The following is a 9,238-nucleotide window of genomic DNA, read 5'->3' as shown; positions in this document are numbered from 1 at the left end:
TAGGTCAGATGCTGATCCATCATGCCGGTGGCGAGCACGAAGGTCCGGTCGACGGTCGACCCTTGAGACTTATGGATGGTCGCAGCATAGCCATGATCGATATTGCGATAGCTGTCCTCGCTGATGACAACATCCCGGCCGTTGTCAAGGCGCACCGTCAGCAGCGCACAGCCGCGTTTGTCGCCGGTCGAAACGACCGTGCCGAGCATGCCATTCTTGACGTATTGGGGCCCAAGCCGCCGTGCCCGCGGTTCGATGAAGCGGGCGTTTTCGAGGAAGATGATCCGGTCGCCGGCGGCGAACTCACGAGACCCACGCGCCGTCTGGAATTCCCGCGCAGCAGTCAGTGCGCCCTCGTCGATCATGACCTTGCGCAGGGATTCGTTGAGCTTCCGAACATCCTGGTTGGTGTGGGCGAGAACAAGCAGCTCTTCGCCGCGAAGCCGGCCCGGATGTTCGCCCGCGGCGGATTTCTGAAGCAGGTCACGGCGGGCATCGGTCCAATCGGAAACGATGCGGTCGACGATCTCGGCACGGGTTTCGGTCTCTACAATGTGGCCCTGCTGCGCGTAGGCATCAAGGCCCTCTTCGACTTTGCCGCGGGCGAAGAGACGGGATGCATCGCGCGCCCACTGCTCGCGCTGGCGGCGCACACCGGCAAGTTCCGCGAACCCGATCCGCTCGGTGATCGCCCGGAAGGCCGCGCCCGCCTGGATAGGCTGCAGCTGCATGGCGTCACCGACCAGAACAACCTTCGCCTGCGCCTCTTGGGCGATCTTCAGGACGCGGGCCATCTGCTGGGAGGAGATCATGCCGGCCTCGTCGATCACCAGCACATCGCCCCGATCGAGCTGTTCACGCCCCCCGGCCCACGCCAGTTCCCAGGAAGCCAGCGTGCGCGACCTGATGCCGGAACTGTCCTCCAACCCTTCGGCCGCCTTGCCGGCAAGCGCCGCACCGATCACCCGCCGGTCCTCGCTTTCCCAGGCGACGCGCGCGGCAGCAAGCAGGGTCGACTTACCCGCGCCGGCAAGACCGACCACAGCGGCCATGCCACTGTCGCCGGTGACGTGACGGACGGCATCGACCTGTTCCGCGTGAAGCTTGAATGGCTCTTCCGGATCGGCCGTTTCGACGTTTCGGATTGCAGCCGCAACTTGTTTCGTGGAGACGCCAAAGCCCTTGCGCTCCGACAGGGCCTGCGCCGACTGCGCCATGTCATATTCGATGCGCAGGATCTCTCGCGTGGTGAAGACCGCCGGCTCCGACGCCCTGCCAGTCTGCGCGTCAACCTCCTGCGGCTTCAGCAGCACCAGATCGTCCGAGGCCATAAGCCGCGCGCGGATATTGACGAAGTCCACTGGATCGTCGACGTAGCGATGCAGCGCCTTGGCGATATCCCTCTCTTCGAAGGTGGAGCGTTCGCTGCCGAGCTGCTTCAGCAGAAGCTCGGGATCGGCGATCAGCCGGTCGGCCATCTCCTGTCGGCGCGCAAGATCGGCCGGCGCGAAATACATTTCGACGCCCTTGCGCGCGAGCGCCGCCTTCTCCGGCCCGAGATGTTTCTGTGCGATGCCGTGAAGGCCCTGCTCGGCATAGGAGCGGCCGTCGAGCCGGATCTCATGCCCGGCAAGCGCAAGATGCCGATTGGCGGTTTCCGCCCAGGCGATCTTCCATGCCTTCATGGTTTCCTTATCGCCGGCCCAGAGCTGGTAGACGATCTTTCCGTTCGGCCGGTCCGGCGTGACGACACGCAACGGCTCGCCGTCTTCGCCAAGCACCGCCACCTTCTTCGGCCCGAACCCCTCCTCCGTCAGGGGCCTGAGCGTCGTCATCAAATGGATATGCGGATTGCCGTCCTTGTCGTGATAGACCCAGTCCGCGACCATGCCTTTGGACGTCAAATTGTCCCGGATGAACTCGCGCACCAGGGCGATGTTCTCCGCCCGGGTCAGTTCTTCGGGCAGCGCGATGATCAGCTCCCGGGCAAGCTGCGCGTCCGCTCGTGTCTCGTGAGACTCCACCGCATTCCAGAGCGCCTCGCTCGCCTTGGCGACGGATTGTCGGTCGATCGCCGCCTTCAGCCAGCCCGGGATCTGGTCCGGCAGCGCCAGTTCCTCATGCACCAGTTCAGAGGCCCCACCCCTGTAGCTGAAGGACGTGCCGGCTTGCTCGTCCATCATCCGGGCGCGATGGCGATAGGCGGCGGCCGAGACGATGCTTCGCCCCGCTCCCCTGCTGATCACCTGCGCTCTGACGAACATGATCGCCACGACCGTCTCCAGACCTCTCCGAGCACGTCGCGCCAGCGACGTATATTGCGCCCTCAAACCGATCGGACCGAAGGGCCGATACCGCTTCTCCGGAAGACGGCCATCGGCCGGCTTTCCGGCTGCGACGTTTTCGGGATGATACACACTAGCCTAGTTTACTATCATTTTCCAGATAGTATAATCGACGCCGATCAGATTGCTCGAACAGGAAAGGACATACCCGAATGGCCGCAAAATCATCGATTTCCGATATCGACGCCCAGATCGAAAAGCTGCGCGAGCGCAGACGAACGCTGATAGTAAAATCCGCCGAACGGTTTGCACGCGCCGCGACAAAATCAGGTTTGGCGGAGATGGAGATCGCCGACGAGGAGCTCGACGCGGTCTTCGAAGAGATCGCCGCGCGATTTCGCAAAGGGGAAAAGAAGGGGACTGCTGGCGCAACTGCTTCGCCGCGTCGACCGCCAAATGGCGGGTCTGGAACGACGGCGGAGGTTTCTCATGACGGCTGATCGCAAAAAGGAGGCCCGCGAGAAATTCCTGCTTGGCGGCATCGTCGTCAGGGCGGGACTGTCGAACGCCGACCGGGCGTTTCTGCTCGGCGGCCTCATCGAACTGGCAAGCGTCGCGCCCGGCTCTGCCGAGCATCGGCGGCTGCGCGATATCGGCGAGGAAGCCTTCAAGGCTCCCGCGCTGGATGCGGGATCATCCGGCATCGCGGAGGCGCCGGAATGGCACTGAAGGCAAAACCGCATCCGAGCCTGTTGCTCGTTCTGGTGCCCGTCGCCGTCACCGCCTTTGCCGTCTATGTCGTCGGCTGGCGCTGGCAGGCTCTTGCCGAAGGCATGTCGGGGAAAACGCAATACTGGTTCCTGCGGGTCTCGCCGGTGCCGGCGCTTTTGTTCGGGCCGCTCGCCGGCCTCTTGGCCGTTTGGGCCTTGCCATTGCACCGGCGAAGGCCGGTCGCGATGGCAGGCCTCGCCTGTTTTCTGACGGTCGCCGGCTTCTACGCGGTCCGTGAATTCGGCCGGCTCGCCCCATCCGTGGAGAGCGGCGCGCTATCATGGGACCGGGCACTGTCCTATCTCGACATGGTCGCTGTCGTCGGCGCGGTCGTAGGCTTCATCGCGGTGGCGATCGCCGCGCGTATTTCCACCGTCGTGTCCGAACCGGTGAAGCGCGCCAAGCTCGGAACCTTCGGGGACGCGGACTGGCTGCCGATGTCGGCGGCGGGAAAGCTGTTTCCGCCGGACGGCGAGATCGTGGTCGGCGAGCGCTACCGCGTCGACAAGGACATCGTCCATGAACTGCCCTTCGATCCGAACGATCCTGCCGCATGGGGGAAAGGCGGCAAGACCCCGTTGCTGACCTACCGCCAAGACTTCGATTCCACGCATATGCTCTTCTTTGCCGGGTCGGGTGGATACAAGACGACGAGCAATGTGGTGCCGACGGCGCTGCGTTATACCGGGCCGCTGATCTGCCTCGATCCTTCCACCGAGGTCGCGCCCATGGTGGTCGAGCACCGAACCCGCGTGCTCGGCCGCGAGGTGATGGTGCTTGATCCGACGAACCCGATCATGGGCTTCAACGTGCTCGATGGCATCGAGCACTCACGGCAAAAGGAAGAGGACATCGTCGGCATTGCCCACATGCTTTTGTCGGAAAGTATACGCTTCGAAAGCTCGACCGGCTCCTATTTCCAAAACCAGGCGCACAATCTCCTGACCGGCCTGCTCACCCATGTGATGCTGTCGCCCGAATATGCCGGCCGGCGAAACTTACGCAGTCTCCGGCAGATCGTGTCCGAGCCGGAGCCCTCGGTGCTGGCGATGCTGCGCGACATTCAGGAGCATTCCGCGTCCGCGTTCATCCGCGAGACGCTCGGCGTCTTCACCAACATGACCGAGCAGACCTTCTCCGGCGTCTATTCGACGGCGTCGAAAGACACACAATGGCTCTCGCTCGACAGCTACGCCGCGCTCGTCTGCGGTAATGCGTTCAAGTCGAGCGATATCGTCTCGGGCAACAAGGACGTGTTCCTCAACATCCCGGCATCGATCCTGCGCTCCTATCCGGGGATCGGCCGCGTCATCATCGGCTCGCTGATCAACGCCATGGTCCAGGCCGATGGCGGCTTCAAGCGCCGGGCGCTGTTCATGCTCGATGAGGTCGATCTCCTCGGCTACATGCGGGTACTCGAGGAGGCGCGCGATCGCGGCCGCAAGTACGGCATTTCCATGATGCTGATGTACCAGTCGGTCGGCCAGTTGGAGCGGCATTTCGGGAAGGATGGCGCGACGTCGTGGATCGACGGCTGCGCCTTCGCCTCCTATGCCGCGATCAAGGCGCTCGACACGGCGCGCAATGTTTCGGCGCAGTGCGGCGAGATGACGGTGGAGGTGAAGGGAAGCTCCCGCAACATCGGCTGGGACACGAAGAACAGCGCATCGCGCAAATCCGAGAGCGTCAACTTCCAACGCCGGCCGCTGATCATGCCGCACGAGATCACCCAATCGATGCGAAAAGACGAGCAGATCATCATCGTTCAGGGCCACAGCCCGATCCGCTGCGGTCGGGCAATCTACTTCCGGCGGAAGGACATGAACGAGGCCGCGAAGGCCAATCGCTTCGTCAAGCCGATCCCGTGATGAGCCGCCAGCCTCACATTGGGAGAAGCCCTATCGATCGGAACGGCGATACCGGGCGAACGGGTCCTCCGCGCCAGGCGGCGTGAACCAGTCGAGGAAAATCGTATAGCCGATCGCAAAGGCAACGAGCCCGAGCGCCATCAGACCGAACGCCCAGAAGGGCATGCCGTTCGCCGCTTCGGGATGGGCGTAGACGACGATCGACATCGGCACCATGACGATCGCCGTGAGCATCATGAAACCTGTGAACGGGCGGAACATGCAAAGGATATAGAAGGCGAGATACCACGCGCTGTAAACCGCCGCCCTGACGACGCCGAAGGCGATCGCGAACGGAAGCCTGACGATGAACCGAAGCGCGCGGAAAGTTCCGCTTCGGATCGTCGCGCCGGTTTCGCGTTGAGCGCTTTGAGGCTCTATCGACATGACGGGCTCCTCGGCGAGAGACTGTCAGGTTCCTGAGAGTCTATTCGCACCGTGGGATCAAAGCAAGAACATGATCGATGTCATTCACGCAACCGACGGGGAGCGCAAAGGGTATTCCCTTTGCTATGAGGCGGCCGGTCGATCCGGCCGGATTATTCCGCGAGAGGGGGCGTGACCGGAGGCGGAGACCTTTTTGCGGGCTCCGTGAGCGAAGCGAATAGCACCCGGTCGGCCGTCGGCCGGCTCGCCCAAACAACGATCTTCAGCCTCGACGATCGATCACGAAAATGAATCGGAGGAGGCCGACCGATTCATAAGTGTCGTTGGACGCGAAAGCCGGGACGGGCGATTCTTACGCCATGCTCACTCAGCCCTATCAGCTCTACATCGAACGCACGGATGCGACGAAAAACATGGCGCGCTTCTACGCGCTCGCGATCGAACCGACGCTGTTCGGTACGCCCTGCCTCACGCGGCGTTGGGGACGCATCGGGACAGTCGGACAGGCCATGGTGCATCACTTCGACAAGGAAGAGGATGCTGTCCGCTTGTTCCTCGATCTGCTGCGGACCAAACGGGCGCGCGGCTATCGACCGAACACACGTGTTCGGCGTGAACACATGGCCCGCGGGTTGCCCGCGGCGAGCGTACCGGATCCCTACCGGTGATCACTGGTACGAAGCGGAGCCCCGGGTCGACGCGCCGGTCGATCCGGCGTGCCGGCCCAGGCGCGAGGGCAAACGCCCCCCTCAGAAGGGCGGAGCGGCGTCGATGGCGCCCTCCTGTTCGGCGATCGCCGCCGCCAGTTCGGCCCCAGCCAGTTCCAGCTCCACTTCGATCTGGCGGCGTTCGGCGGGGTCTGCGTTCCTGAGCTCGGCGCGCAGTTCTTCAACCTGAATTTCGAGTGCAATCGTCATCGTCGTCATCTCCTTGGATAGTGTGAAAGATGACGCCCGGGGTCGTGAGGATCGGGCCGGGTCAAGGATCGCGTGAGCGACCGCCGGAGGCGGCGAGCGGAGGAACCGATTTTCTGACGGTGCCCTTCAGGGCACCGGCTGAAAATTGGAGGGGCCGCGATGTCCTTGAGGCGGCGCGATGCTCACGGCAGACTTGGCTATCTGAGCAGACAGGCTTTCCTCTCATGTGGCACGGCAGGAGGAGCAAAAGCGGGCTCGATGCCCGTTTTTGCTCCCGATGCTGCGCGAAACGATGAAGCCGGCCCCGATTGCTCGGGGCCGCTCGCTTGGCTCGTCAGTTCGGATTGTTCCAGAGGATCACCTTCTTGCTCGGATCGCCGCCGGGTGCCGGTGCCAGGTTGCCGAAGATCACGCCGATCTCGGGGGCCTCCAGCTTCACCGAGAGGTATTCCTCGCCGGTCTGGCGGGCGATGCGGTTCCAACCCGCGCCGATCTCGAAGCCGGTCTTGCGGTGGATGACGCGGTAATCGGGGGCTTCTTCGCTCGACTTGCTTGCGTTCGGGACGATGGCGATCGGGGCGTTGACCCGGATGGTGGCGAAGACGCCTTCGAGGATGCCGTCGGTCTTCTGCGTCAGGGTTGCGATCGTGGTGGCCATGGTACTGTCTCCTTCGGTTGCTCGGGACCATTCCCGATGGCGCGCGAAGAGACGGCCGACCTGCTGCGGTCAGCTCGGCCGAAATTTTTGCAAAATTCTATTTTCCGCCGAGAGAAAAGAACCGAAATCGAATTTTGCAAAAATTTCGGCCGAGTCTTACCCCTTTAGGGGTTGGCCGCAAAAGCAGGCGGTCGTCTATACGAGCGACATAAAACGGGAATGGTTCGGGGCAACTGAAGGACGCGACAAACCATCATAGCCGCCCGGCCCAGCGCTGCGGGGTATCGGCCGCGCATCCCTTGAACGTTTTGCCTCCAAGCCAGTCAATCGGGTACCCTCGCCCGCTCCCAACTACAGCAGGCACACGTCCCCTGTCGATATCATCCCTTTGTTGATCCGAGAGGTGGACACGGGGACGGTATGCCGCCTGCAGACCGTGCGGCAATACCGGGTGAAGCTGATCGCGTGGGCATCAGATGAGTGATCTTTCCCCCACTCGTCCGTCCGCGCCCGGCCATCTGAGCCGTCGGTGTTCGCCAGGCACATCGCCACGGGCAAGCGCGCCATCCGAGCGATCGGAGCCGGCTTGGTCAGCGGAACCAAGCCCGTCGGAGATCACGAGACAACTGGATCCGAGCAAGTGACGAACGGAATGCCATAGAGTGCGACATTCTGATCCTGGGAAACGAAATGCGCTCCCTCCGCCATGGCCTGCGCCACGAGAAGATGATCGAAGGGATCGCGGTGATGAAGCGGAAGAGCCGTAAGAGCGATAAGATGCGCATTTGTAATATCCAGCCGGTCGAATCCCTGACCCGGCAAGATCGCAAGAATCTCTTCTATATCGGCATCAAGTTTGCCAATCCGCAGCTTCACGGTGATTTCCCAAAGGGAGACGGCACTGACGAGGACGTCGTTCTCAGGATCGCCGATAAGGCCTCGCGCATGATTCCCCAGCTTCTCGTCGTCGTTCAGCCACCACAACAAGGCATGCGTATCGAGCAGCAGCCTCACGTCCCATCTTCCATGGACTTTAGAACATCCTCCGGCAGGCTGTCGAAGTCATCGGCAACTTTGATCTTTCCGCGCAATGCACCTGGTTTCCGTATGACGACGTCTGACGACGGCGGTCCGATTTCCGCAACGACCTTATGATGGGACGTCAGGACGAACCTCTGCCCGTCTTCGACCTGCTTGAGGAAGGACGTCAGGTTGCCGCGAAATTCCCGCACGCCGACGCGGCGGGGAGTTGATGTCTGCTGCCGGGATTGAGGCATGGCGAGGCTCCGTTTCAGTGGGAAATGTGTACACAATTTTCAAGAAATGCAAGCATCGCCTTAGCCATGTGGGGAAATGGCGCCTTAAGCGCCATCCCCCGCAGCCTGCCAGACCGGGATGCCGAGTCGGCGAGCTTTGTCAGCGAGATTGCCGGTGATGCCGGAGCCGGGGAAGATGATGACGCCTGATGGCATGACCGACACCATGTCGTCGTTGCGGCGGAAAGGTGCCGCCTTGGCGTGCTTCGTCCAGTTCGGCTTGAAGGCGATCTGCGTCACCTTTCGCGCCTCGGCCCAGCAGGCGGCGATACGTTCGGCTCCCTTCGGCGAGCCGCCATGCAACAGCACCATATCGGGATATTTGGCGAGAGCCTGATCGAGTTTCGCCCAGATCCGTTCGTGATCGTTGTAATCGATGCCGCCGCCGAAGGCGATCTTGGTGCCGGCCGGGATCAGCACCTCGGTCTCGGCGCGGCGGCGGGCGGACAGGAAATCTCTGGAGTCGATCATCGCCGCGGTCATATTGGCATGGCTGACCTTCGAGCCGGTGCGCGGGCGCCATGCCGATCCGGTCTGGGCTTCGAAGAGATCGGCGGCATAGTCACGCATGAACTCGAAGGCATTGCGGCGCTCGAGGAGCGTGATCCCCTCGGCGATGTGACGCTCGAGCTCGACGCTTTTCACCTCCGAGCCGTCCTGCTCGCTCTGTCCGCTTCGCTGCGCATCCTCATTGCGCTGAAGCTCGCGCTGAATGCGCTCGCCGGCGCGGTGGAAGAGGTTGACCGTCGACCAGAGCAGATCTTCGAGATCGGGCTCCAACCGCGTGTCGCCGAGCATCTCGAACATGGCGTCGAACATCGCGGCCAGCGCCGACTGGACCACTGGCTCCTCGGGCAACGGCCGCGGGTCTGGTTCGTCATGGAAGGGGCGATGGCCATAGATCTGCATCTCGTAGATGAAGCGGTCGGTCGGGGAAGAGGCGTGGTGGGGTTCGAAGGCGTCGTCGATGGGAAGGGACAGGTTCATGATGGTCTCC

Annotated in this window: 11 protein-coding genes; 4 read left to right on the top strand and 7 right to left on the bottom strand. The window is 62.6% G+C overall.

Annotated features, from left to right (window positions below; all coding sequences use genetic code 11):
• The coding region (traA, locus tag N181_RS08690; RefSeq protein WP_081318986.1) for a Ti-type conjugative transfer relaxase TraA at window positions 1-2,273 on the bottom strand (2,273 nt) is incomplete at its 3' end.
• Window positions 2,274-2,497: 224 nt separating this feature from the next.
• Between traA and N181_RS08685 the strand changes: the two genes are divergently transcribed.
• Genes N181_RS08685 through traG form a run of 3 tightly spaced genes read left to right on the top strand, consistent with a single transcriptional unit; the run spans window position 2,498 to window position 4,924 of the window.
• The gene (locus tag N181_RS08685) at window positions 2,498-2,785 is read left to right on the top strand and encodes a TraC family protein (RefSeq protein ID WP_015633561.1); all 288 of its coding nucleotides are present in this window, start codon (window positions 2,498-2,500) and stop codon (window positions 2,783-2,785) included.
• Window positions 2,775-3,014, top strand: a complete 240-nt coding sequence (locus N181_RS08680; protein ID WP_014857690.1) for a conjugal transfer protein TraD — start codon at window positions 2,775-2,777, stop codon at window positions 3,012-3,014. Before N181_RS08685 ends, N181_RS08680 begins: the two co-directional genes overlap by 11 nt.
• Complete coding sequence (gene traG, locus N181_RS08675; RefSeq protein ID WP_014857689.1) at window positions 3,005-4,924, top strand: Ti-type conjugative transfer system protein TraG; 1,920 nt, start codon at window positions 3,005-3,007, stop codon at window positions 4,922-4,924. Before N181_RS08680 ends, traG begins: the two co-directional genes overlap by 10 nt.
• Window positions 4,925-4,954: 30 nt before the next feature.
• Here the strand turns inward: traG and N181_RS33995 are convergent, their stop codons facing one another.
• Window positions 4,955-5,350: a hypothetical protein gene (locus N181_RS33995; RefSeq protein WP_014857688.1), complete on the bottom strand. Its 396-nt coding sequence runs from the start codon at window positions 5,348-5,350 to the stop codon at window positions 4,955-4,957.
• 323 nt (window positions 5,351-5,673) lie between these two features.
• Between N181_RS33995 and N181_RS08665 the strand changes: the two genes are divergently transcribed.
• Window positions 5,674-6,018: a WGR domain-containing protein gene (locus tag N181_RS08665; protein ID WP_223843493.1), complete on the top strand. Its 345-nt coding sequence runs from the start codon at window positions 5,674-5,676 to the stop codon at window positions 6,016-6,018.
• A gap of 81 nt (window positions 6,019-6,099) precedes the next feature.
• On the opposite strand, the gene N181_RS33990 is transcribed toward N181_RS08665, so the two are convergent.
• The 5 genes from N181_RS33990 to N181_RS08645 form a co-directional block, all read right to left on the bottom strand.
• Window positions 6,100-6,267: a hypothetical protein gene (locus N181_RS33990; RefSeq protein WP_015633560.1), complete on the bottom strand. Its 168-nt coding sequence runs from the start codon at window positions 6,265-6,267 to the stop codon at window positions 6,100-6,102.
• A 334-nt stretch (window positions 6,268-6,601) separates the two neighbouring features.
• Window positions 6,602-6,925 carry a DUF736 domain-containing protein gene (locus N181_RS08660; protein ID WP_014857684.1) on the bottom strand — a complete coding sequence of 108 codons (324 nt, stop codon included), beginning with the start codon at window positions 6,923-6,925 and terminating at the stop codon, window positions 6,602-6,604.
• 615 nt (window positions 6,926-7,540) lie between these two features.
• Complete coding sequence (locus N181_RS08655) at window positions 7,541-7,939, bottom strand: type II toxin-antitoxin system VapC family toxin (protein WP_014857681.1); 399 nt, start codon at window positions 7,937-7,939, stop codon at window positions 7,541-7,543.
• On the bottom strand, window positions 7,936-8,202 hold the full coding sequence (locus N181_RS08650) for a type II toxin-antitoxin system Phd/YefM family antitoxin (RefSeq protein WP_015633558.1): 267 nt from the start codon (window positions 8,200-8,202) through the stop codon (window positions 7,936-7,938). Before N181_RS08650 ends, N181_RS08655 begins: the two co-directional genes overlap by 4 nt.
• Before the next feature lie 84 nt (window positions 8,203-8,286).
• Window positions 8,287-9,228, bottom strand: coding sequence for a DUF2493 domain-containing protein (locus N181_RS08645; RefSeq protein WP_015633557.1), 942 nt, complete (start codon window positions 9,226-9,228; stop codon window positions 8,287-8,289).
• Window positions 9,229-9,238: the final 10 nt, after the last annotated feature.

Source organism: Sinorhizobium fredii USDA 205, from assembly GCF_001461695.1.
Classification (GTDB): domain Bacteria; phylum Pseudomonadota; class Alphaproteobacteria; order Rhizobiales; family Rhizobiaceae; genus Sinorhizobium; species Sinorhizobium fredii.
This window is presented reverse-complemented; position numbering and strand designations above follow the sequence as displayed.

Excerpts from the sequence above, each read along its gene's own strand:
- N181_RS08685 (WP_015633561.1), top strand. The coding sequence starts at position 2,498 with ATGGCCGCAAAATCATCGATTTCCGATATCGACGCCCAGATCGAAAAG.
- N181_RS08680 (WP_014857690.1), top strand. The coding sequence starts at position 2,775 with ATGACGGCTGATCGCAAAAAGGAGGCCCGCGAGAAATTCCTGCTTGGC.
- traG (WP_014857689.1), top strand. The coding sequence starts at position 3,005 with ATGGCACTGAAGGCAAAACCGCATCCGAGCCTGTTGCTCGTTCTGGTG.
- N181_RS33995 (WP_014857688.1), bottom strand. The coding sequence starts at position 5,350 with ATGTCGATAGAGCCTCAAAGCGCTCAACGCGAAACCGGCGCGACGATC.
- N181_RS33990 (WP_015633560.1), bottom strand. The coding sequence starts at position 6,267 with ATGACGATTGCACTCGAAATTCAGGTTGAAGAACTGCGCGCCGAGCTC.
- N181_RS08660 (WP_014857684.1), bottom strand. The coding sequence starts at position 6,925 with ATGGCCACCACGATCGCAACCCTGACGCAGAAGACCGACGGCATCCTC.
- N181_RS08650 (WP_015633558.1), bottom strand. The coding sequence starts at position 8,202 with ATGCCTCAATCCCGGCAGCAGACATCAACTCCCCGCCGCGTCGGCGTG.
- N181_RS08645 (WP_015633557.1), bottom strand. The coding sequence starts at position 9,228 with ATGAACCTGTCCCTTCCCATCGACGACGCCTTCGAACCCCACCACGCC.